This window comes from Microbacterium sp. 22242, assembly GCF_052045495.1.
In the GTDB taxonomy this organism is placed as follows: Bacteria; Actinomycetota; Actinomycetes; order Actinomycetales; family Microbacteriaceae; genus Microbacterium.
Genome location: NZ_JBQEOZ010000004.1, coordinates 280,946 through 303,290 on the forward strand (window position 1 = coordinate 280,946; position 22,345 = coordinate 303,290).

General features: G+C 71.5%; 21 protein-coding genes. 7 read left to right on the plus strand and 14 right to left on the minus strand.

All coding sequences use genetic code 11. The features are described 5' to 3' along the window. Positions 1-2: 2 nt before the first annotated feature. Complete coding sequence (locus ACTJJZ_RS06305) at positions 3-560, minus strand: GNAT family N-acetyltransferase (RefSeq protein WP_440720322.1); 558 nt, start codon at positions 558-560, stop codon at positions 3-5. A 9-nt stretch (positions 561-569) separates the two neighbouring features. Beyond that, a complete protein-coding gene (locus tag ACTJJZ_RS06310; RefSeq protein WP_440720323.1) occupies positions 570-2,420 on the minus strand; it encodes a bifunctional sugar phosphate isomerase/epimerase/4-hydroxyphenylpyruvate dioxygenase family protein in 1,851 nt (616 codons plus the stop codon). 108 nt (positions 2,421-2,528) lie between these two features. On the opposite strand from ACTJJZ_RS06310, the gene ACTJJZ_RS06315 reads away from it, so the two are divergent. The 3 genes from ACTJJZ_RS06315 (at position 2,529) to ACTJJZ_RS06325 (ending at position 5,504) form a co-directional block, all read left to right on the plus strand. Further along, a complete protein-coding gene (locus tag ACTJJZ_RS06315; RefSeq protein WP_440720324.1) occupies positions 2,529-3,161 on the plus strand; it encodes a TetR/AcrR family transcriptional regulator in 633 nt (210 codons plus the stop codon). 133 nt (positions 3,162-3,294) lie between these two features. After that, positions 3,295-4,167, plus strand: coding sequence for a shikimate dehydrogenase (locus tag ACTJJZ_RS06320; protein WP_440720325.1), 873 nt, complete (start codon positions 3,295-3,297; stop codon positions 4,165-4,167). A gap of 17 nt (positions 4,168-4,184) precedes the next feature. Further along, positions 4,185-5,504, plus strand: coding sequence for an MFS transporter (locus tag ACTJJZ_RS06325; protein WP_440720326.1), 1,320 nt, complete (start codon positions 4,185-4,187; stop codon positions 5,502-5,504). 60 nt (positions 5,505-5,564) lie between these two features. Here ACTJJZ_RS06325 and aroB read toward each other — a convergent pair whose 3' ends face one another. The 10 genes from aroB to rpsD all read right to left on the minus strand — a co-directional run bounded on the left by aroB (position 5,565) and on the right by rpsD (position 14,966). Beyond that, complete coding sequence (gene aroB / locus ACTJJZ_RS06330; protein WP_440720327.1) at positions 5,565-6,647, minus strand: 3-dehydroquinate synthase; 1,083 nt, start codon at positions 6,645-6,647, stop codon at positions 5,565-5,567. Further along, entirely contained in the window at positions 6,644-7,174 is a 531-nt protein-coding gene (locus tag ACTJJZ_RS06335) for a shikimate kinase (protein WP_440720328.1), read from the minus strand. The genes aroB and ACTJJZ_RS06335 overlap by 4 nt, the downstream gene beginning before the upstream one ends. Beyond that, the gene (aroC, locus tag ACTJJZ_RS06340) at positions 7,161-8,390 is read right to left on the minus strand and encodes a chorismate synthase (RefSeq protein WP_440720329.1); all 1,230 of its coding nucleotides are present in this window, start codon (positions 8,388-8,390) and stop codon (positions 7,161-7,163) included. Before aroC ends, ACTJJZ_RS06335 begins: the two co-directional genes overlap by 14 nt. A 58-nt stretch (positions 8,391-8,448) precedes the next feature. Continuing rightward, complete coding sequence (locus ACTJJZ_RS06345) at positions 8,449-8,778, minus strand: hypothetical protein (RefSeq protein WP_440720330.1); 330 nt, start codon at positions 8,776-8,778, stop codon at positions 8,449-8,451. After that, positions 8,724-9,278 (minus strand): hypothetical protein, encoded by a 555-nt coding sequence (locus ACTJJZ_RS06350; protein ID WP_440720331.1) that lies wholly within the window; start codon positions 9,276-9,278, stop codon positions 8,724-8,726. The genes ACTJJZ_RS06345 and ACTJJZ_RS06350 overlap by 55 nt, the downstream gene beginning before the upstream one ends. 4 nt (positions 9,279-9,282) lie before the next feature. Next, complete coding sequence (gene mltG, locus ACTJJZ_RS06355; protein ID WP_440720332.1) at positions 9,283-10,809, minus strand: endolytic transglycosylase MltG; 1,527 nt, start codon at positions 10,807-10,809, stop codon at positions 9,283-9,285. 1 nt (position 10,810) lies between these two features. After that, positions 10,811-11,284 carry a Holliday junction resolvase RuvX gene (ruvX, locus tag ACTJJZ_RS06360; protein WP_440720333.1) on the minus strand — a complete coding sequence of 158 codons (474 nt, stop codon included), beginning with the start codon at positions 11,282-11,284 and terminating at the stop codon, positions 10,811-10,813. Beyond that, positions 11,281-13,941, minus strand: a complete 2,661-nt coding sequence (alaS, locus tag ACTJJZ_RS06365; protein WP_440720334.1) for an alanine--tRNA ligase — start codon at positions 13,939-13,941, stop codon at positions 11,281-11,283. The genes ruvX and alaS overlap by 4 nt, the downstream gene beginning before the upstream one ends. A 73-nt stretch (positions 13,942-14,014) precedes the next feature. Beyond that, complete coding sequence (locus ACTJJZ_RS06370) at positions 14,015-14,206, minus strand: hypothetical protein (RefSeq protein WP_440720335.1); 192 nt, start codon at positions 14,204-14,206, stop codon at positions 14,015-14,017. Positions 14,207-14,336: 130 nt separating this feature from the next. Beyond that, complete coding sequence (rpsD, locus tag ACTJJZ_RS06375) at positions 14,337-14,966, minus strand: 30S ribosomal protein S4 (protein ID WP_440720336.1); 630 nt, start codon at positions 14,964-14,966, stop codon at positions 14,337-14,339. A 215-nt stretch (positions 14,967-15,181) separates the two neighbouring features. On the opposite strand from rpsD, the gene ACTJJZ_RS06380 reads away from it, so the two are divergent. Continuing rightward, a complete protein-coding gene (locus ACTJJZ_RS06380) occupies positions 15,182-15,805 on the plus strand; it encodes a 2'-5' RNA ligase family protein (RefSeq protein ID WP_440720337.1) in 624 nt (207 codons plus the stop codon). Positions 15,806-15,809: 4 nt separating this feature from the next. Here the strand turns inward: ACTJJZ_RS06380 and ACTJJZ_RS06385 are convergent, their stop codons facing one another. Continuing rightward, positions 15,810-17,147 (minus strand): replication-associated recombination protein A, encoded by a 1,338-nt coding sequence (locus ACTJJZ_RS06385; RefSeq protein WP_440720338.1) that lies wholly within the window; start codon positions 17,145-17,147, stop codon positions 15,810-15,812. Between the two features lie 133 nt (positions 17,148-17,280). Between ACTJJZ_RS06385 and ACTJJZ_RS06390 the strand changes: the two genes are divergently transcribed. The 3 genes from ACTJJZ_RS06390 to ACTJJZ_RS06400 all read left to right on the plus strand — a co-directional run bounded on the left by ACTJJZ_RS06390 (position 17,281) and on the right by ACTJJZ_RS06400 (position 20,097). Further along, positions 17,281-17,571, plus strand: a complete 291-nt coding sequence (locus tag ACTJJZ_RS06390) for a hypothetical protein (protein WP_440720339.1) — start codon at positions 17,281-17,283, stop codon at positions 17,569-17,571. A gap of 95 nt (positions 17,572-17,666) precedes the next feature. Continuing rightward, entirely contained in the window at positions 17,667-19,436 is a 1,770-nt protein-coding gene (locus ACTJJZ_RS06395) for a DUF349 domain-containing protein (RefSeq protein ID WP_440720340.1), read from the plus strand. A 73-nt stretch (positions 19,437-19,509) separates the two neighbouring features. Beyond that, complete coding sequence (locus tag ACTJJZ_RS06400) at positions 19,510-20,097, plus strand: SAM-dependent methyltransferase (RefSeq protein ID WP_440720341.1); 588 nt, start codon at positions 19,510-19,512, stop codon at positions 20,095-20,097. Here ACTJJZ_RS06400 and ACTJJZ_RS06405 read toward each other — a convergent pair. After that, complete coding sequence (locus tag ACTJJZ_RS06405; RefSeq protein WP_440720342.1) at positions 20,076-22,322, minus strand: RelA/SpoT family protein; 2,247 nt, start codon at positions 22,320-22,322, stop codon at positions 20,076-20,078. The genes ACTJJZ_RS06400 and ACTJJZ_RS06405 overlap by 22 nt on opposite strands. Positions 22,323-22,345: the final 23 nt, after the last annotated feature.

Consider the following 22,345-nt stretch of genomic DNA (forward strand, 5'->3'; position numbering starts at 1 on the left):
TATCAGCGCCCTTCTTCGTCGGCGGCGGGGACGAGGTCGTCGACGGCGGGCACGAGCGGACGCAGCATGACGTACTCGCGGCCGTTCTCGAGCTCGGTGATCTGCCCGGTGCGCACGAACCCGCACCGCTCGTACGCGGCCTGCGCACGGAGGTTGTCGACGTGCACCTCGAGGGTGAGCTCCGTGAAGCCCAGGTCCGCCGACCAGGCGGCGCATTCGTCGAGGAGCTGCTCGATCGCGCCCGCCCCGCGATGCCCGTCCGCCACGTACACGCCGACGACGAGCGCGGAGTCGGAGGCGTCCCTGTGCCCGAGCACCGTCGCCGATCCGAACCACTCGCCGTCCTCGGCGATCGCCACGAACTGGGCGTTCTGACCGCCGTGGGCCCCGCGCGCCGTGCGGTCCTGCCAGAACTCGTCCGGCTGGGCGGACGCGCTCTCGAACGTGTCGAGGAACGCGATGGCGGAGACGGGATCCCGCAGGGCGCGCAGCCGCAGATCGCGCACCTGGGTCCATTCGTCGGGGCGGATCCGGCGGACCTGGAAGGAAGAGCGGGGCATCTCAGAACCCTAACCCGGTGTGCCCACGCGGACGGCCTCGTGGGAGTCTTGGACGCCCTGGGCCGTGAGCCGGACCGGAGCGTTGCCGGCGCCGTAACCGTCGTAGCCGCCGCAGCGCTCGACGAACTCGAAGAACACCTGCCCGATCGTGGACGTGTAGAACTGCAGGTACTCCGCGTCCCCCGCTCGGTCGTACACGATCCCGAGGGAGCGGAACAGGGCGATCCGCTCCTCCGGAAGGTCCGTGCGCGCGGCGAGATCCGCGTAGTAGTTGTCCGGGATCCGGAGCAGCACGAGCCCGCGCGTCCTCGCCTGCTGCGCCACGGCGACGACGTCGGTGCAGGCGAACGCGACGTGCTGCGGCAGTCCGGACTGCGCGCCGCGCTGGGCGATGATCGGGGGCGCGACGTTCAACGGGATCCTGATCCGGCCGTCCGGCGAGGCCATCACGCGGCTCCGCACAAGCCCCGACGGGCTCGCCACCTCCGTCGAGCTCTCCTCGTGCAGCCCGAACATCGACGTGTAGAACAGCGTGGCCTCGTCGAACACCTGCCACGGCTGCGTGAGCGACACGTGATCGACGCCGACGATCGGACCGGTGACGGGCTCCTCGCCGTGTTCGAACTCGGCGACCCAGTCAGGTTCGCCGGCGTCCGGCGCCTGGGACCAGAACACCTCCGTGCCGTCCGGCGCGACGGCACCGTCGAGGCGCTGCTCGGCGGCGTAGGTGCGCCGGTGCACGCGCGGGGCGAGCAGCTCGTCCGCTCGCCGGGTCATCGCGTCGGCGTCGTCGACCTCGAACCCCACCGCCGCCAGATGCGGAGCCAGGCCTCTGGCGTGCTGCTCGTTGACGACCACCCGCGCGGAGCCGGCGGTCCACAGCGCGACGGGCTTGGTGCGGTGGTGTCCCCGGGCGGTGAAGCCCGCCGCGACGAGAACCGCCTCGACGGCCGAGGCGTCCTCGGCCTTGAGCTCGACGAAGTCGACTCCGGAGGGTGCTGCGCTGTCCGAGAGCATCGCGACGGACGCGGACTCCCCGAGGTCGTCGGCCCGGGCGACGCCGTCCTCGAGCCAGCGCAGCGAGCGGCGCGCATGACGCGCGGTGGCTTCGACGTCGGTCTGCCGGAACGTGTCGTTGAACACCTCGAGGGAGAGCGGGCCCCGATACCCCGCGCGCAGGACGTGGCCGGTGAAGCCCACCAGATCGAAGCCGCCCTCACCGGGGAAGAGCCGGTGGTGGCGGCTCCAGGACAGCACGTCCAGGGACAGCAGCGGCGCGTCGGCGAGCTGGACGAAGAAGATCCGATCCCCGGGGATCCGCTCGATGCCGACCGGATCGTACCCGCGGGACAGGATGTGGAAGGAATCGAGGCACATGCCCACAGCGGGATGACCGGCGCGGCGGACGATCTCCCAGGCCCGCCGGTAGTCGCTCACGAACCTCCCCCACGCCAGCGCCTCGTATGCGATGCGCACGCCGTAGCGCTGTGCCAGCTCGCCGAGACGGCGCAGCTGGGCCGCGCTCACGTCGTCGTCGTCGATCGTCGCCGTGGAGACGTTGCTGCAGCACAGCACGAGATCCATCCCGAGCCGTCGCATCAGGGCGAACTTCGCCTCGGCCCTGCGCAGCACCGCCGCGAACTGCTCCTCGTCGACGCCCTCGACGTCGCGCAGCGGCTGATACAGATCCAGGGTGAGCCCGAGCCGGCCGGCGAGCGCCCGGATCTCCTCCGGGCTCTCCGGCGCCGCGACCAGGTCCGGCTCGAAGATCTCCACGCCGTCGAAGCCGGCCGACGCGCACGCGTGCAGCTTCGAGGCCAGGGTTCCACTCAGGCACACAGTCGCGATCGAGGTCCGCATGGCGTCAATGTACCAGTTGGTTCATTATTCGGACAGGCCCGACCTTCCGTCGCGATCGCCTCGGCGCGACTGCCAGGCCGTGCCGGCGGGCTCCGATATCCTGACCGCATGCCCCCGCAGCAGCGCGATGCCGAGCGCACCCGTGCCGAGCTCCTCGCCGTCGCGACCGAGGTGTTCGCCGAGCAGGGCTATTCCGGCGCGCGGGTGGACGAGATCGCGCAGCGCACCCGCACCACCAAGCGGATGATCTACTACTACTTCGAGAGCAAGGAAGGGCTGTACCTCGCCGTCCTCGAGCAGGCCTACCTCGGCATCCGCGCGGCGGAACGCGCGATCGACGTCGACAGCACCGACCCCGTCAACGCCGTGCGACGGCTCGCCGAGCTCACCTTCGACCACCACGTCACCCACCAGGCGTTCATCCGGATCGTCACGATCGAGAACATCCACCGCGGCGAGTTCATCCGGCGCATCGACTCCCTGCGCAGCGTCGCCCAGCCCGCCAAGACCCTCCTCGACGACATCCTGGAGCGCGGCCGTGCGGCCGGCTCCTTCCGGACGGACGTCGACGCGCTCGACGTGCACCTGGTGATCAGCGCCTACTGCGTCTTCCCGATCGCGAACCGGCACACCTTCGGCTACCTCTTCGACGTCGACTTCGACGACCCCGCCACCCGCGCGCATCAGCGCGCGGTGATCGGCGATCTGGTCGTCTCCTGGCTCACCGCACCGGCCCACTGAGGCGATCCCCCCGGCGGCCGGCCCGCCAGCCTCGCTCGGGCGGCGCTGAGCGGCGACCCGACGTTGACAACCCGGCACGCCCGTGGTTCACTCTGAACGTACCAGTTAGTACATACGGATCGAAGGAGACCAGATGCGTGAGCGGCCGTTCCTCGTGGGCCTCGTCGGCACCGGCGTGACGCCGTCGCTGACCCCCCCGATGCACATGGCAGAGGCCGCTCGACTGGGACTGCCGTACGTGTACCGCCCGATCGACATGACCGTCCTCGGCCTCGGCGTGGACGACATCGGCGACATCCTGTGCTGGGCCGAACGGTTCGGCTTCGACGCGCTGAACATCACCCACCCGTGCAAGCAGGCCGTGCTCGCCCATCTCGACCGCGTGGATCCCACCGCGGCAGCCGTGGGCGCGGTGAACACGGTGCTGCTCACCGCAGACGGCCGTATCGGGTACAACACCGACACCACCGGCTTCGAACGAGCCTTCCGCGACGGCATGCCCGGCGCGCCCCTCACCAGGGTCGTGCAGCTGGGCGCGGGAGGCGCGGGATCCGCGGTCTCGGACGCGCTGCTCCGGCTCGGCGCACAGGAGCTCACGATCCTCGACCTCGACGCCGCCCGTGCCCGCTCGCTCGCCGAGGACCTGGCCGTCCGGCACGGGGTCCCGGTGTCCGGATCCTCCGTCGCAGAGCTTCCCGCCCGTCTCGGCGAGGCGGACGGGATCGTGCACTGCACACCGACCGGGATGGCCGAGCACCCCGGCCTGCCCTTCCCCGCCGCCCTGCTCCGCCCCGAGCTGTGGGTCGCGGACATCGTCTACCGCCCGTACATCACCCAGCTCCTCGCGACCGCGAGGCGCATCGGAGCTCGCACGCTCGACGGCGGCAGGATGGCGGTCCACCAGGCCGTCGACGCCTTCGAGCTCATCACCGGGATCCACCCCGATCCCGTCCGCATGACCGATCATCTCCACCGGCTCGTGGCCGCCCACGACGCCGCCGACTGAAACGGAGCATCACCCGAATGACCACTCCCGCAACGGCGCGGAAGACGCCCGTCAAGGCCGCGATCGCGAGCTTCATGGGCAGCGCCGTCGAATACTACGACTTCTTCCTGTTCGGCTCGGCCGCCGCGTTGATCTTCCCGAAGATCTTCTTCCCCACCGGCGATCAGGCGGCGCTCGTGATGTCGTTCGCGACCTTCGGGTTCGCGTACATCGCACGTCCGGTCGGCGCCTTCTTCGTCGGCCACTTCGGCGACAGGATCGGCCGGCAGAAGGTGCTGCTGTTCACCCTGCTGCTGATGGGCCTGTCCACCTTCGTGATCGGGTGCCTGCCCGGTTTCGCGCAGATCGGCTGGGCGGCACCGGTGCTTCTGGTGCTGTGCCGGCTGCTGCAGGGCCTCTCCGCGGCGGGCGAGCAGGCCGGGGCCTCGTCGCTGACCCTCGAGCACTCCCCCGACGACCGGCGCGCGTACTTCACGTCCTGGACGCTCACCGGCACCCAGGGCGGCCAGATCCTCGCCGCGCTCGTGTTCATCCCGGTGACGGCGGCGCCGGACGCGTTCAAGCTCACCTGGGGCTGGCGGATCCCGTTCTGGCTGAGCGCGGTCGTCGTCATGGTCGCGTTCTTCATCCGGCGCAGCCTGCACGAGACTCCCGCGTTCGAGGAGGCGAAGGCCCAGGGCGAGATCGCCCGCGTGCCGCTGGTCCCGCTGCTGCGCGACCACTGGCGCGATGTCGTCCGCGTCATCCTGTGCGCGACGATCGCCGCGGTCTCCACCGTGTTCGGCAACCTCGCGCTCGCCTACGGCAAGGAGGTCGGCCTGGCCGAGAGCCTGACCCTGTGGCTGGTCGTGGTCGCGAACCTGGTCGCCATCGGCACGCAGCCGGTGTTCGGCCGACTCGCGGACAGGATCGGCCGCAAGCCGGTCTTCATCTACGGCGCGCTGTCGTCGGCGGTGTTCATGCCCTTCTACATGCTGTCCATGAGCAGCGGGAACACGATCCTGATCTTCGCGCTCGCCGTGCTGACGTTCTCCTGCGGCTATGCGGCGGCCAACGCCGTCTGGCCGTCGTTCTACGCCGAGATGTTCAGCGCCCGCGTGCGGTTCTCCGGTATGGCGATCGGCACGCAGCTCGGCTTCCTCGCCGCGGGCTTCGCGCCCAGCATCGTGACGGCCCTCGGCGGCGTCGCCCCGGGCGGCTGGATCGTGATCAGCATCTTCACCGCGGTGGTCTCGGTGATCGCGGCGCTGAGTGCGCTGACCGCACGCGAGACCCGTGCCGTGCCGACCTCGGAGCTGGGCACGACCGCACTGCTGCGCACCGTCGCCGCCGTCTGAGCCCCGACCGATCGATCGCCCTCTCTCCCCCGCTGTCCGGCGGCGGGAGAGGGGGCGCGCTCACTGCTCGGCGACCTCCTGGTACGCGGCGAACAGCAGCGACTCGTCCGGCGCCTGCAGCACGGTGGGCTTGGCGATGTCGTCGAGCACGATGAAGCGCAGCATGCCGGCGCGCGACTTCTTGTCGCGTTGCATGGTCGCGAGCAGCTGCGGCCAGGCACCGGCCCGGTACGTCATCGGCAGCCCGAGGGACCCGAGGATGTCGCGATGCCGCTGGACCGCCGCATCGCTCAGCCGGCCCGCGAGGCGCGAGAGCTCGGCGGCGAAGATCATGCCGATCGAGATCGCGGCGCCGTGCCGCCACTGGTAGCGCTCGGCGTGCTCGATCGCGTGACCGAGGGTGTGCCCGTAGTTCAGGATCTCGCGCTGCCCGGCCTCGCGCAGATCCTCGCCCACGACGCGCGCCTTCATGTCGATCGCGAGCTCGATGGCGCGGCGGAATCCCGGGGTGCTCGGATCGACGGCGGCCTCAGGGTCGGCCTCGACGATCTCGAGGATCTCCGGCGCCCAGATGAAGCCGGCCTTCACGACCTCCGCGAACCCGGCGACGCGCTCGTTCCGGCTGAGGCTGTCCAGCTGCTCCAGGTCGCAGAGCACGGCGTGCGGGGGCCAGAACGCGCCGACGAGGTTCTTGCCCTCTGCGGTGTTCACTCCGGTCTTGCCGCCGACGGCCGCGTCGACCATGCCGAGAACGGTGGTCGGCACCTGGACGATCGCCACGCCGCGCAGCCAGCTCGCCGCGACGAAGCCGGCGAGATCGGTCACCGCTCCCCCGCCGAAGCCGACGATGGCGTCCGTGCGGGTGAAATCGGCCTGTCCGAGGATCTGCCAGCAGAATGCGGCGACCTCGATGCGCTTGCCGGACTCCGCGTCCGGGATCTCGGCGAGCAGGACGTCGAGCGCGTCCGACATCAGCTCGGCGCGCAGCGCCTCCGCGCGGTCGCGGAGCGTGGGCGGATGGACGATCAGCACCTTCCGGGCTGCGGCGGGGATGAGCTCGGCGAGCTGGCCGAGGATGCCGCGTCCGATGCGGATGTCGTAGGGGCGCTCCCCCGCGACGGTGATCGTGGTCGTGTCGGTCAACGGTCCTCCTCGGTGATGTTCTCGCCTCGCGCCCACTCCGCGATGCGGGTGACGATGTCGGACAGATGGCCGGACGACGTGTCGAGCGTGAGATCGGCGACCTCCCGGTAGACCGGGAGTCGCTCGGAATAGATGCGCTTCCATTCGGCGATCGGGTCCTCGCCGGCCAGCAGCGGCCGCTGGGTGCCGAGCACGCGCGACGCGACAACGCGGGGCGACACGGTCAGCAGGACGACACGGTGCGCGGCCAGCCGTTCCCTGGTGACCTCGTCCATCACGGCCCCGCCGCCGAGCGCGACGACGCCGCCGCGCTCCAGCGCCTCGGCCACCGCCTCGCGCTCGATCAGCCGGAAGCGCGGCTCGCCGTCGCGGCGGAACAGCTCCGGGATCGGACCGTGATCGCGCACGATGAGCTTGTCGGTGTCGCTGAACGTCGTGCCGAGGGCGCGCGCCACCCGCCGACCGATGCTGGTCTTGCCCGCCCCCATCGGACCGACCAGGACGATCGCGGGCTCAGCCGAGCTCATCGTGCAGGATCAGTGCCGCCTCGGAGGCCGGCGCGGTGCGCAGCTCCTCCGGGATCGCGGCGAGGTACGCCTCGAGGTTGCGCCGGGTCTCGGCGACGTTGTCGCCGCCGAACTTCTCCAGCACGGAGTTCGCGAGCTCGATCGCCACCATCGCCTCGGCGACGACGCCCGCGGCGGGCACCGCGCACACGTCCGAGCGCTGGTGGTGGGCGGTCGCCTGCTCTCCCGAGGTCACGTCGATCGTGCGCAGCGCATGCGGGATCGTGGCGATCGGCTTCATGCCGGCGCGGACGCGCAGCACGGTGCCCGTGGACATGCCGCCCTCCGTGCCGCCGGCGCGGTCGGACCCGCGGGCGATGCCGTCGGCGGTGGCGAACAGCTCGTCGTGCGCGGCGGATCCGCGGCGCCGCGTGGTCTCGAAGCCGTCGCCGACCTCGACGCCCTTGATGGCCTGAATCCCCATGAGCGCGTACGCGAGGCGGGCGTCGAGGCGCCGGTCCCAGTGCACGTGCGAGCCGAGCCCGGGCGGCAGGCCGTAGGCGAGCACCTCGACGATGCCGCCGAGGGTGTCGCCGTCCTTGCGCGCCGCGTCGACCTCGGCGACCATGCGCTCCGAGGTCTCCTGGTCGAAGCAGCGCAGCGGATCCGCGTCCAGCGCGTCCACGTCGTCGGGGGTCGGCAGGGCGGATCCCTCCGGCACCTGGACCGGTCCGATCGAGAGGGTGTGGCTGACCAGGCGGATCCCGAGCTCGCCGAGGAAGGCGCGGGCGACGGCGCCCAGGGCGACGCGCGCGGCGGTCTCGCGGGCGCTCGCGCGCTCGAGGATCGGCCGTGCCTCGTCGAAACCGTACTTCTGCATGCCGACGAGGTCGGCGTGGCCCGGGCGCGGACGGGTGAGCGCGGCGCTGCGTCCGCGGGACTTCTCAGTGAGCTCGACCGGCTCGGCGCTCATCACCTCGACCCACTTGGGCCACTCGGTGTTGCCGATGCGCATCGCGATCGGGCTGCCCAGGGAGAATCCGTGCCGGACCCCGCCCGAGATCGTCAGCTCGTCCTGCTCGAACTTCATCCGCGATCCGCGTCCATAGCCGAGCTTGCGGCGCTGCAGATCGGACTGGATCGCCTCGCGGGACAGCGGGACGCCGGCGGGCAGACCCTCCATGACGGCAATGAGTTCGGGGCCGTGCGATTCGCCGGCCGTGAGCACGCGGAGCATTCCTCTAGTCTCCCACGCGTTCACGCGGCGCTCCGCCGCGTGTCGATGCTGCGGCGTCTCAGCGGTCCGCGATCGCGGCGCGCATCGCGGTCAGCACCGACGCTTCATCGGGCAGCGCCCGGTCCGGTGCACCGTACAGGAAGATCCGGATCTGCAGCACCGCCTGATGCAGCAGCATCTCCAGCCCGTTGAGCACGGGCACGTCGGTCCACGACTGCACGAGCGGAGTCGGCCAGGGGGCGTAGGCCGCCGAGAACAGCGCCCCGCCCTGACCGGCCAGCCGCTCCGACACGGCGGGGTCCAGCTCCACGGTCCCCGGCAGCGTCGACACGGTCAGGTCCACGGCCGCGGACGCCGGATCGTCGAGCAGCGCGGACGTGACCGGCATCCCGATCCGCTCGCCGAACCCGACCAGCTCCTCGGCCTNGTGACCACCTCGATCCGCTCGACGCCGAGCCGCAGCAGGGAGACCATTGCGGAACGGGCGGTCGCACCGCCGCCGAGCACGCGCGCGGTGCGGGAGGATCCGAGCCCCGCCTCGACGAGCGCCGCCGCGAGCCCGCCGACGTCGGTGTTGAAGCCGTGCGCCGTCTCGCCGAGCAGCAGGGTGTTCGCGGCGCCGGTGAGCCGCGCGTCGTCGTCCGCGACGTCCGCGCGGGCGAAGGCGCGCTCCTTGAGCGGCATGGTCAGCGAGAGCCCGCGCCAGGTGCGATCGAGCCCGGCGATGGCGGCGTCGAACCCGGCCGCGTCCACCCGGCGCCGGCCGTACTCCCAGTCCAGGCCGAGCACGCGATAGGCGGCGTCGTGCAACGCGGGAGACCGGCTGTGCTCGATGGGGTCGCCCCACACCGCCAGCCGGAAGGGCGCCCCGTCCCGCTCGGCCGTCATCGGGTCAGCATCCCGAGTCCGGGTTCGCCTTGCACCAGTCCTGCCACTGCTTGACCGCCGCCTCGTGCTCCGCGTACGTGCTGGAGAACACGGTCTCGCCGGTGTCCAGGTTCACGGTCACGAAGTACAGCCACGGGCCCGGCGTGGGGTGCATCGCTGCGTCGATGGCCTTGTCGCCGGGGTTGGCGATCGGGGTCTTCGGCAGCCCGTCGATCACATACGTGTTCCACGGGTTGTCGTCGTTCTGCGCGGCGTCCGAGGTGCTCGCGCTGCCGCTGTGCAGTTCGCCGTAGCCGTACTGCGCGGTCGAGTCCATCTGCAGCTTCATGCCCTGGTCCAGGCGGTTCGAGATGACCCGGGACACCTTGTAGAAGTCGGCCTCGGCCCGCGCCTCGCGCTGGACGATCGAGGCGATCGTGAGCACGCGCTCCTCGTCCGCGGCCGGCACGCCCGCCGTGGCCAACGAGTCCCTGGTGCGCTTGACGAGCGTGGACACGACGTCCTTCGCGGTCGCGCCGGGCGGGAACTCGTACAGCGCCGGGAACAGCCAGCCCTCGAGCGACGGCGCGGACACGCCGTAGTCGGCGGGGTTCTTCACCGCGGCCTGCAGATCGGCGAGAGGCACGTCGACGCTCTTGGCGATCTTCTCGATCGTCTGCGCGACCGTGTACCCCTCCGGGATCACCGCCGAGTTCTGCAGCTTGTTCTTCGGGTCGTTCAGCGCCTTGAGCGCCGCGGCCGCGGTCATCTTGGTCTGCAGCCGGTACACGCCGGGGTAGAACGTGTCCGCCGAGCCGCTCTTGACGAGCATGTCGTAGAACACGTCCTTCGTCTTCGTCACGCCCGACTGGTAGAGGGCGTTCGAGATCTGCTCGCCGCCGTCGCCCTTGGCGATCGTGACGAGCGTCTGGCCGGTGGCCTGCCCGGCCTCGTAGTCCTTCGACGGGCCCCAGCCCATCGTCTCGCTGATCTGGGCGCCGTAGGTGTTCCACACCCAGAGGCCACCGGCGGCCAGGCCGCCGATCAGCACGAACACGATGATCAGCGCCACCAGGCAGCCGCGCCTCCTGCGCTTCGGCTTCGCCGGGGCGTTGTGGTCGTGCCCGTGGCGGAACAGCGCCTCCAGCGTGGAGTGGGCCTCGTCGTGGTGCTCGGGTTCCGGAGCGGGCTCCGCCACGACGGACGGGATGGCCGGGACGTCTTCCCGTGATGCCACTCGGCCGTCCGCGTCCGCGGCACGCTTGGCGGCGTCCGCCGGTTCGACGTCCGCGGGCCGGGAGGCTTCCGCTGCCGCCGCCTCGGGAGCCGCCGCCTCGGGAGCCGCGGATTCGGGAGCGGAGGGCGTGCCGGCCCCGGACGAGCGCGCAGCCTTCCGCGCGGCTTCGCGCGCAGCCCGGCGGGATCCCGGCGCCGCGGTCGGCTCGGGCGCGCGCGGCACCTCGACCTGCGGGTCCGGCAGCGCCTGGAACAGGTCCGGCTGTTCCGGCCGGGACGAGGCCACGGGGACGGACGGCTCTTCGCGGTCGGACATGTCAGAGGTCCTCCTGGTCGAGAATCAGGGCGGACCCCGCAGGAGCGCCGGTGTTCTTCTCGGTGTCGATCGCATGCTGCAGCAGCACGACCGCGGCGGCCTGGTCCACCACGCCGCGGGAGTTCCGCTGGGTGCGTCCGGAGGCGCGCAGCGCCTGGTGCGCGGTCACCGTGCTCAGCCGCTCGTCGATCAGCCGGATCGGAACGGCGCACGCGACGCCGAGCGCCCGTGCGAAGCGGCGGGCGTCCGCCGTGGACGCGGTGTCCTCGCCGCGCATGTTGATCGGCAGTCCGACCAGGATCTCGACGGGTTCGTACTCGGCGGCGAGCTGGGCGATCCGGGGCACGGATCCCTCATCGCGCGGCACGGTCTCGACCGGGACGGCGAGCATGCCGTCCGGGTCGGACCGGGCGACGCCGATCCGCGCCCGGCCGACGTCGATGCCGAGCCGCACTCCCCGCCGGAAACCGGTCACGCGCGACGCAGCTCCTGCTCGATCGCCGTGAACGCCGCCGGGAGAGCCGCCACGTTCGACCCGCCGCCCTGGGCGACGTCATCGCGTCCGCCCCCTCCGCCGCCGAGCACGCCCGCGGCGATCTTCGCGAGCGCGCCGGCCTTCACCCCTGCCGCGCGCGCGGCGTCGTTGGTCGCGATGACCACCATCGGGCGGCCGTTCGCGACGCCGGCGACCGCGGAGACGGCGGGGGTGCCGCCGAACGTGTCGCGCACGCCGGTGGCGATCTCGCGCACCTCGTCGGCCCCGCCGACCGCGCCCAGGTCGTGCGCGACGAACTGGAGGGCCCCCAGGGAGGTCGCGGTCTGCGCGATCGCCGGGACCCGGCCGGCACGCTTGGCCGCCTCGAACTGGGCGATGCGCTTCTCGGCGGCCTTGAGCTGCGCGGCGAGGTCCGCGACGCGCTCGGCGAGCTGCTCGCGCGGAGCCTTCAGCGACGAGGTGAGCTGCGACACGAGGGCGCGCTCGGCCGCGAACTCGCGGAACGCGTCCTGGCCGACGAGCGCCTCCACGCGCCGGTTCGATGCGCCCACCGACGACTCGCCGACGAGATTGATGAGGCCGATCTCGGCGCTCGAGGACACGTGCGTGCCCGCGCAGAGTTCGCGCGACCAGGGTCCGCCGATGTCGACCATGCGCACGGTCGAGCCGTACTTCTCGCCGAACAGGGCCATCGCCCCGGCCGCCTTCGCGTCGTCCAGCGACATGATCCGGGTGGTGACCTCGAGGCCGTCCTGCACGGCGCGGTTCGCGATCTCCTCGATCTCGGTGCGGGTGTCGGCCGAGAGCGCCTGGCCCCAGGAGAAGTCGAAGCGCAGGTAGCCGGCCCGGTTCAAGGATCCGGCCTGGGTGGCCGTCTTGCCGAGGGTGTCCCGGAGCGCCGCATGCACGAGGTGGGTCGCGGAGTGCGCCTGGCGGGCGGCGCGGCGGTTGGCCGCGTCCACGGTCGTCGTGGCCGGCGCGTCCACCGAGACGGCGCCGGCGGTGACCTCGACGGTGTGGCTGATCAGCCCGGGAACGGGACGCTGCACGTCCAGCACCTCGAGCGAATAGCCGGGTCCGGTGATGACGCCCTTGTCGGCGACCTGGCCGCCGGATTCGGCGTACAGCGTGGTCTCGGCGAGCACGACCTCGGCGACCTGTCCCTCGGCGGCGCTGGCGGCGGGCTGGCCGTCGACCAGGATCCCGAGGACCTTCGAGGACGTCTCCAGCTCGTCGTAGCCGAGGAATGCGGTCTCGCCGAGCGCGCGCAGTCGGCTGTAGACCGAGACGTCCGCGAGCTGGCGCTTGCGGCTCTTGGCGTCGGCCTTGGCGCGGGAGCGCTGCTCCTGCATGAGCGTGTCGAACGCGGCACGGTCGACGCTGAGGCCGGCCTCCTCGGCGATCTCCAGGGTGAGGTCGATCGGGAACCCGTAGGTGTCGTGCAGCAGGAACGCCTCCGACCCGTTCAGCGTCGCGGATCCGGTCTTCTTGGTCTGGTCCAGCGCGAGGTCGAGGATCGTGGATCCGGCGTCGAGCGTGCGGCGGAAGGTCTCCTCCTCCGCGAAGGCGGCGGCGGACAGCTGGCCCCAGTCCTGCTCGAGGACGGGGTAGGCCGCTTTCATGGCGTCCTTGGAGGCTTGGAACAGCTCGGGGAACACCGGCTCGTCGACGCCCAGCAGGCGCATCGAGCGGACGGTACGGCGCATCAGGCGGCGCAGGATGTAACCGCGGCCCTCGTTGGACGGCCGCACGCCGTCGGAGAGCAGCATGAGCGAGGAGCGCACGTGGTCGGCGACGACGCGGAAGCGCACGTCGTCGGCGTGCTCGGCACCGTAGGTGCGGCCGGACAGTTCCACGGCCCGGTCGAGCACCGGGCGGACCTGGTCGGTCTCGTACATGTTCTCGACGCCCTGCTTGAGGAAGGCGACGCGCTCCAGACCCATGCCGGTGTCGATGTTCTTCATCGGCAGCTCGCCGACGATGTCGAAGTCGACCTTGCCCTGCACGTTGTCGATGAAGTCCTGCATGAACACGAGGTTCCAGATCTCCAGGAACCGGGAGTCGTCGACGGCCGGACCGCCGTCCTTGCCGTAGGCAGGGCCGCGGTCGAAGAAGATCTCGGAGTCGGGGCCGCCGGGGCCGGGCTGGCCGGTGTTCCAGTAGTTGTCCGCGCGTCCCAGACGCTGGATCCGCTCCGGCTTCAGGCCGATGACGTCGCGCCAGATCGCCTCGGCCTCATCGTCGGTCTCGTAGACGGTGACCCACAGGTCCTTCTCGTCGAAGCCGAGCCCGCCGTCGCCCTCGGAGCCGGTGAGCAGCTCCCAGGCGTAGCGGATCGCGCCCTCCTTGAAGTAGTCGCCGAACGACCAGTTGCCGAGCATCTGGAAGAACGTGCCGTGCCGGGCGGTCTTGCCGACCTCTTCGATGTCGTTCGTGCGGATGCACTTCTGCACGTCCGCGATGCGCGGATGCGGCGCGGGGACGACGCCGGTCAGGTACGGGATGAACGGCACCATGCCGGCCACGGTGAACAGCAGCGAGGGGTCGTCGCTGACCAGCGACGCCGAGGGGACGATCACGTGATCGTTCTTCTCGAAGTAGCTCAGGTAGCGCTGCGCGATCTCCGCGGTCTTCATGCTCGTCGAGGGGTCCTTGCTGTGGGGCGCGCGCGAAGGCGCGAGATTCGGGTTCGTGGGACGGAGAGCCGCGTCAGTCGGCGGCGCTGTCCCGCGTGAGACGGGCCTCCTGCGCGCGGAACGCGTCGCCGAGGATGCCGGTGAACTCGTCGATCCGGTTGTCCACCTCGGCGAGGAGGTCGTGCCCGCGGGGGTCCTTGTCCATGAAGTGCGCGGCGACGAACCCGCCGATCACGCCGATCAGGAACCATGCCAGGCTCTTCACGCCACCACCTCCGCCTCGGGCCGCAGGACGCGGCGAGTTCCATCGTATGCGCAAACGCCGAGGAGGCGCCGGGGAACCCCCGACGCCTCCTTGTCGTGTCCGCTCGGAGAGCGGACCACGCAGCGCTGACTCAGCGAGCCGCGTAGTACTCGACGACCAGCTGCACGTCGCAGGTCACGGGGACCTCGGCGCGCTTCGGGCGGCGGACCAGGCGGGCCTGGAGCTTGTCGAGCTCGACCTCGAGGTAGCCGGGAACGTTCGGCAGGACCTCGGCGTGACCGCCGGCGGCCGCCACCTGGAAGGGCTCGAGGCCCTCGCTCTTGGGCTTGACGTGGATGAGCTGACCCGGCTTCACGCGGAAGGACGGGCGGTCGACGAGCTGGCCGTCGACGAGGATGTGACGGTGCACGACGAGCTGACGGGCCTGCGCGGTGGTCCGCGCGAAACCGGCGCGGACGACGAGCGCGTCCAGGCGCATCTCGAGCTGCTCGACGAGGTTCTCACCGGTCAGGCCGTCCTTGCGACGGGCCTCGTTGAACTGGATGACCAGCTGCTTCTCGCGGATGCCGTACTGCTCGCGCAGACGCTGCTTCTCGCGCAGGCGGACGGCGTAGTCGCTGTCCTGCTTGCGCTTGGTGCGGCCGTGCTCGCCCGGAGCGTAGGGACGCTTCTCGAGGTACTTGGCAGCCTTCGGGGTGAGGGCGATGCCGAGGGCACGGGACAGACGGACCTTGCGGCGGTCCTGGGACTTCGTGACCACGAAGTGTTCCTTTCGATACGCGGCCGTGTCGGTCACGGCTCGCGGACGTATCGTCTCGATTCCGCCCCTCACGAACGCACGCCGGGGCGGACGGGAGGGTGATTCAGGAGTGGAGAGATGCCCGAAAACACGGTTTCGAGCCGGTCCATGCTAACAGATCCCGCCTGAGATCCCGGCGCGGTCGCGGGCGGGCGCCGTTCGCTAGGGTCGGCTCCATGCAGGTCACCGGAGAAGACGTCGAGCGGACACGCGACCACTGGTGGTGGCGACCCGGCTGGGCCCCCGGGGCGCGGTATCTCACGTTCCACCTCACGTTCGAGGACGCCGACGTACTCCACGACGCGGCCGGCGCGCTCGCACCGTCGTTGCGCGTGTTGCCCGCGGTCGATCCCGTCCCCGTCGAATGGCTGCACCTGACCATGACCGGGGTCGGGTTCACGACCGACGTCGCCGCGGACGCGCTCGAGGCGTGCGCGGACGGGGTGTTCGCCCGGGCGTCGCAGCTCGCCCCGGAGCCGTTGCGGTTCCCGCGGGCCTTCGTATACCCGCAGGGCGTCGGCATCGCGACCGCGCCGGCCGCGTGGCTCGACGACCTCCGCGCGATCCAGCTGGACGAGGTCGGCCGCATCAGGGAGGTCGGCGGCGACTCGCCGTTCCAGCCGCACGTGACCCTGGCCTACTTCTCCGGCGAGACGGATCCGCACGCCGTGGCGGCGACGGTGCGGCAGTGGCACGCGGAGGAGGTCGTGGTGGCGCATCCGCGGCTCTCCCTGATCGAACTGGGACGGGATGACCGCGTGTACACCTGGCGCGTGGTGCGCCAGGTGAGCCTCGGCTGAGGCGCTACCCCTCCCCCAGGATCCGCCGGATCCGCTCCAGTCGCGCCTGCACTTCGCGCTCCCCGCCCAGCGCCTTGGGCTGGTAGTAGCGGCGTCCGCGCAGCTCGTCGGGGAGGTACTGCTGCGGCACGATCCCGGCGTCGTTGTCATGCGGATAGCGGTAGCCCTTGCCGTGGCCGAGACGCTTCGCCCCCGGGTAGTGCGCGTCGCGCAGGTGCACCGGCACGCGCCCGAAACCGCCCGAGCGCACGTCGGCGATGGCCGCGTCGATGGCCAGGTACGCGGCGTTGGACTTCGCGGTCGTCGCGAGGTAGACGGTCGCCTCGGCGAGCGGGATCCGCCCCTCCGGCATGCCGATGAACGCGACGGCGTCGGCGGCCGCGACGGCGATCACGAGCGCCTGCGGATCGGCGAGACCGATGTCTTCGGATGCCGAGATCACCAGCCGGCGCGCGATGAAGCGCGGGTCCTCCCCCGCCTCGATCATCCGGGCGAGGTAGTGCACGGCGGCATCCACGTCGGAACCGCGGATCGACTTGATGAAGGCGCTGATGACGTCGTAGTGCTCGTCGCCCTGGCGGTCATAGCGGAGCAGGGCGCGGTCGACCGCCTGCGCGACGTCGTCGTCGGTGACGACGGGGGTCGCCCCCTCGGCCGCGCGCTCGGGGGCGCCGGCCACCGCCGCAGCCGCCTCCAGCCCCGTGAGCGCACGGCGGGCATCGCCCGAGGCGAGCCGGATCAGCGCCGCTCGCGCCGCGTCCTCGAGGGTCACCCCGCCGTTCAGCCCGCGCGGGTCGGCGACAGCCCGATCGATGAGCATCCCGATGTCGTCGTCGGTGAGCGGCTGGAGCGTGAGCAGCAGGGAACGGGACAGCAGCGGCGAGATCACCGAGAACGACGGGTTCTCGGTGGTCGCCGCGATCAGGATCACCCAGCCGTTCTCCACCCCGGGCAGGAGTGCGTCCTGCTGCGCCTTCGTGAAGCGGTGGATCTCGTCGAGGAACAGGATCGTCGACTGGCCGTACAGATCCCGCTGGGTCAGCGCCTCCTGCATGACCTCGCGGACGTCCTTGACGCCGGCGGTGACCGCGGAGAGCTCGACGAAGCGACGACCAGAGGACCGTGCGATCGCCTGCGCCAGCGTGGTCTTGCCCGTCCCCGGCGGCCCCCAGAGGATCATCGACACGCTCGCCGCGATCTTCGTCGCCGGATCCGCCAGGCTCACGATGGGCGATCCCGGGCGCAGCAGATGCTGCTGTCCCGCGACCTCGTCGAGCGCGATCGGCCGCATCCGCACGGCGAGCGGCGTCTGGCCGGACATCAGCGGCGCGGCGGGAGTCATGCGAACCAGGCTATCTGCGAGCGCCGACATCGGGCCGCCCGCGAGACGCGTCGATACAGGTCGATCGGGGCGCTGATGCCGCGGATCGCCCGTCCGCTCACGGTAGGCTCGTTCCCCGACTCCAGGAGGATCCATGGCCGGTCGCCGCCCGACGAACACTCGTGAACAGCGTGCTCGCCTCGAGCAGGAGCGCGCCCGTCTGCACCAGGCGCGCCGGGACTGGCACCACGGCACCGTGCGGCGGCGGGTGCGCGACAACACCATCGCGATCGTCGCAGGATCCGTGATCGTGATCGCCGCGATCGTGAGCCAGGTCGTGCACGCCCAGGTGACAGCGCCCGCGCCGAAGCCCTCCCCGAGCGGTTCGTCCGCACCCCAGGTGTCCCCGGCGCCGCAGCCGACCGCGACGACCCCGGCGGGCTGAGCACCGCTCCCTCTCCTCTCGCTCTCCGGCCTGTCGTACTAGGCTGAGCCCTGTCCTTTCCGCCTCCCGCGGCCCGTCCGCGCAAGGAGTTCACCGTGTCTGCCTCAGAGCCGAACAACACCGAGTCCACGAACACCCCCGAGCCCGCGAACGGCGTGGAGCCCGCCACCGGCTCCGAACCGACGGCCGCCGCGGAGTCTGCTGGGGTCGACTCGGAACCCACAGCGACCGCACCGGAGGAGTCCGCCGCGACGGACGAGGCGCCCACCGCGGACGCGCCGGAGTCCACGTCTGCGGACGAGCCCGCCCCCGCGGAGGAGCCCGCCCCCGCGGACGCACCGGAGTCCACGTCTGCGGACGAGCCCACCCCCGCGGACGAGCACGCCCCGACCGCTCAGGAGCCCGCGTCGAACGCACCGGACGAGCCCGCCCCGGCCGCCTCGGAGCCCGCGCCGGACGCACCGGACGAGCCCGCCCCGGCCGCCTCGGAGCCCGCGCCGGACGCACCGAAGCCGTCCCCCGCGCCAGCTCCTGCGGCGCCCGCGCCCCGGCCGCCGGCCATGCCGCGGCCGCCGGCATCGCCGATCCGCCCCGTCGTGCCGTCGGCCCCGGCCGCGCCGGCCCCGGTGAGCACAAGCGACGCCTCCGAGTGGGGCCGCGTCGAGGAGGACGGCACCGTGTCGGTGCGCGAGGGCGACGAATGGCGCGTCGTCGGCGAGTACCCGGACGGCACCCCCGCCGAGGCGCTCGCCTACTTCGCCCGCAAGTACGACGACCTCGCGTTCAAGGTGAACACGCTCGAGCAGCGCGCGCAGAGCGGCGGCGCCACCGCCGGCGACCTCGCCAAGCAGGCCGGGCACCTCGTCTCCGAGGTCACCGGAGCCGCCGCGGTGGGAGACCTCATCGGCCTCCGCGCCCGGCTCGACGCCCTCACCGCGTCGCTCGCCGACGCCTCCGCAGCAGAGGCCGCCGAGGCGAAGGCCGCCGTCGACGCCGCGATCGCCGAACGCACCGCCCTGGTGGAGCGCTCCGAGGCGATCGCCGCGCAGGACCTCTCCTCGGTGCAGTGGAAGAAGGTCACCGAGGAGATGAGCGCGCTGTTCGACGCGTGGCAGAGTCACCAGCAGAACGGCCCCCGTCTCCCCAAGGGCACGGCCAACCAGCTCTGGAAGCGGTTCCGCGATGCCCGTGCCACGGTGGACCGTCAGCGCCGCGCGTTCTACGCCGAGCTCGACGAGACGCACAAGGCCGCCCGCGACCGCAAGACCCGGCTGGTCGAGCGCGCCGAGGCGCTCGCGCCGAAGGGCGTGGACGGCATCCCCGCCTACCGCGGGCTGCTGGACGAGTGGAAGGCCGCCGGCCGCGCCGGACGCAAGGCCGACGACGCGCTCTGGGCCCGGTTCAAGGCGGCGGGAGACGCGCTGTACTCGGCCCGCGCCGAGCAGGCCGCGGCCACCGAGGCCGAGTCCGCGCCGCGCATCGAGGCCCGCACCGCCCTGCTCGAAGAGGCCAAGGCCGTCGCCGACGAGCCCAACCTCGCGAAGGCGCGTGCGCTGCTCACCCGGATCCAGCGGCAGTGGGACGACGTCGGCCGCATCTTCCCGCGCGAGAAGGAGCGGGCGCTCGACGACCGGCTGCGCGCGATCGAGCAGGAGCTGAAGTCGCGTGAGGACGTCGACTGGAAGCGCAACAACCCGGAGACCAAGGCCAGGGCCGGGGCGATGAGCGAGCAGCTGCTGCAGGCCATCGAGAAGCTCGAGGCCGAGCGCGACGCCGCCGAGAAGTCCGGCGACGCGAAGGCGCTGAAGCAGGCGACCGAGGCCCTTGAGGCCCGCCGCGCCTGGCTGAGCGCGCTCGAGGGCTGAGCCGAGCCGGAGTTGTCCACAGGGCGGGGATCCTCGGATCCCCGCCCTGTGCCGTGTCACGCAGACTGGGCGGATGCACCCCGCGTTCCTGCATCTGCCCGGCGACCGGCTCTCCCCGGCCGAGCTGAGCGCGGCGCGCATCGACGGTGACGTGGTCGAGCTGGGCGAGGCGTACGCTCCGGCCGACCTCGTCGAGACGGCCGCACTGCGCATCGCCTCACTCGCCCCGCTCCTGCACGGCCTCCCCGACGCCGCGTTCGCCGGGATGAGCGCCGCGTGGATCCACGGCGCCGGGGACGCTCCGCCCCGGCTGCACGAGCTGCAGAGCTCGACCGGGCGGCGGCTGCGCAGCTCTCCCACGCTGCGGCTGCTGGTGCACGATCCGGGTCTGGATCGCCAGGACGTGCGGCGCATCGCCGGACTCGCGGTCGTCACGCCGGAGCGGACCCTGATCGACCTCGTCCGGTGGCCGGCCACGGTGCCGGAGCGCGAAGTCTGGGCCCGCGCACTCGCCCGCACCGATCCCGCGCTCGTCGCGCGCGCGACCGCACGCCTGTCCGCGATCCCTCGCGGGCCCGGCCACCAGCGCGCCGAGCGGTTCCTGGCGCGACTGGCCGCGTACCCCGAGCCGACGAGAGATCAGGACGAGGTCACGCGGTAGACGTCGTAGACGGCGTCGATGCGGCGGACCGCGTTGAGCACCCGATCCAGGTGCACCGTGTCGCCCATCTCGAACACGAAGCGGCTGAGCGCCAGGCGGTCGGAGGTGGTCTGCACGGTCGCCGAGAGGATGTTCACGTGATGCTCGCTGAGCACGCGCGTCACGTCGGACAGCAGCCCGCCGCGATCCAGCGCCTCGACCTGGATCTGCACCAGGAACACGCTCCGCGCGGTCGGCGCCCACTCGACCTCGACCATGCGATCCTTCTCGGCCGAGAGCGCCTTCACGTTCACGCAGTCCGAACGGTGCACGGACACGCCGCTCCCCCGCGTCACGAAGCCGACGATCTCGTCGCCCGGGACCGGCGTGCAGCACTTCGCGAGCTTGACCAGGATGTCGGCCGCGCCACGGACCAGCACGCCGGAGTCGCCCTCGCGCGGGATCCGGCTGCGACCGTGCTGCGGGATGTCGATCGCGCCGGTCGTCGTGTCCTCTGCCGTGGAGATCAGCGCGCTGACCTTCTCCAGCACGGACTGCGTGGACACGTGTCCCTCGCCGACCGCCGCGTACAGCGCCGAGACGTCCTCGTAGCGCAGCTGGTGCGCGACCTCCGTGAACGACTCCTGATTCATCAGGCGCTGCAGCGGCAGGTTCTGCCGGCGCATCGCGCGGGCGATCGCCTCCTTGCCCTGCTCGATCGCCTCCTCGCGGCGCTCCTTCGTGAACCAGCCGCGGATCTTGTTCCGCGCCCGGGTGCTCTTCACGAACGTCAGCCAGTCCTGGCTGGGCCCGGCGTCGGGGTTCTTCGACGTGAACACCTCGACCACGTCGCCGCTGTTCAGCGTGGTCTCCAACGGCACCAGGCGCCCGTTCACCTTGGCGCCCATGGTGCGGTGGCCGATCTCGGTGTGCACCGCATACGCGAAGTCGACCGGCGTGGCGCCGAAGGGCAGCCCGATCACCCGGCCCTTCGGCGTGAAGACGTAGACCTCCTTGGCGCCGATCTCGAACCGCAGCGAGTCGAGGAACTCGCTCGGGTCCGCCGTCTCGGCCTGCCAGTCGGAGATGTGCGCGAGCCAGGTCATGTCGGCGTCCGTGGTGGACGCCTTCGCGCCGCCGTTCATCCGCTCCTTGTACATCCAGTGCGCGGCGACGCCGAACTCCGCCTGCTGATGCATCTCGTGCGTGCGGATCTGGATCTCGACGGTGCGGCCGCCGGGGCCGATCACGGTCGTGTGCAGCGACTGGTAGAGGTTGAACTTCGGGGTCGCGATGTAGTCCTTGAACCGGCCCGGCAGCGGCGTCCAGCGGGCGTGGATCGCGCCCAGCACCGCGTAGCAGTCGCGGACCGTCCCGACCAGCACGCGGATCCCGATCAGGTCGTAGATGTCGTCGAACTCGCGGCCGCGCACGACCATCTTCTGGTAGACGGAGTAGAGCTGCTTGGGACGACCGGCGACCTTGCCGCGCACGCGCAGGTCGCGCAGGTCGGTCTCGACGGCGTCGACGACCTCGCGGATGTACTTCTCGCGCTGCGGGGTGCGCTGCTTGATCAGGCTGTCGATCTCCGCGTAGATCTTCGGGTGCAGCACGGCGAAGGAGAGGTCCTCGAGCTCGGACTTGATCGCCTGGATTCCGAGCCGGTGCGCGAGCGGCGCGTAGATCTCGAGCGTCTCGGTCGCCTTCTTGGCCGCCTTCGCGGGAGGGACGAAGCCCCAGGTGCGGGCGTTGTGCAACCGGTCGGCGAGCTTGATGATGAGCACGCGGATGTCCTTCGACATCGCCACGATCATCTTGCGGACCGTCTCGGCCTGCGCGCTGTCGCCGTACTTGACCTTGTCGAGCTTGGTGACGCCGTCCACGAGCATCGCGACCTCGTCGCCGAACGTGGCGGTGAGGTCCGTGAGCGCGTAGCCGGTGTCCTCGACGGTGTCGTGCAGGAGGGCGGCGGCGATCGCCCGCGGTCCGAGTCCGAGATCGGCGAGGATCTGCGCCACCGCGAGCGGGTGCGTGATGTACGGCTCGCCGCTCTGCCGCTTCTGGCCCTGGTGCTTCTCGGCCGCGACCGCGTAGGCGCGCTCGATGATCGCGAGGTCGCCGCGCGGATGGTTCTGGCGGACGGTGCGGATCAGGTTGTCGAGGTCGTTGATCCTCGGCGCGCGCGAGAAGATCCGCGGCACGAGCCTGCGCAGACTCGAGCCTTGAGCCGTACCGGCCTCGCTCATCCGACCTCCCGGCTGATCATCCT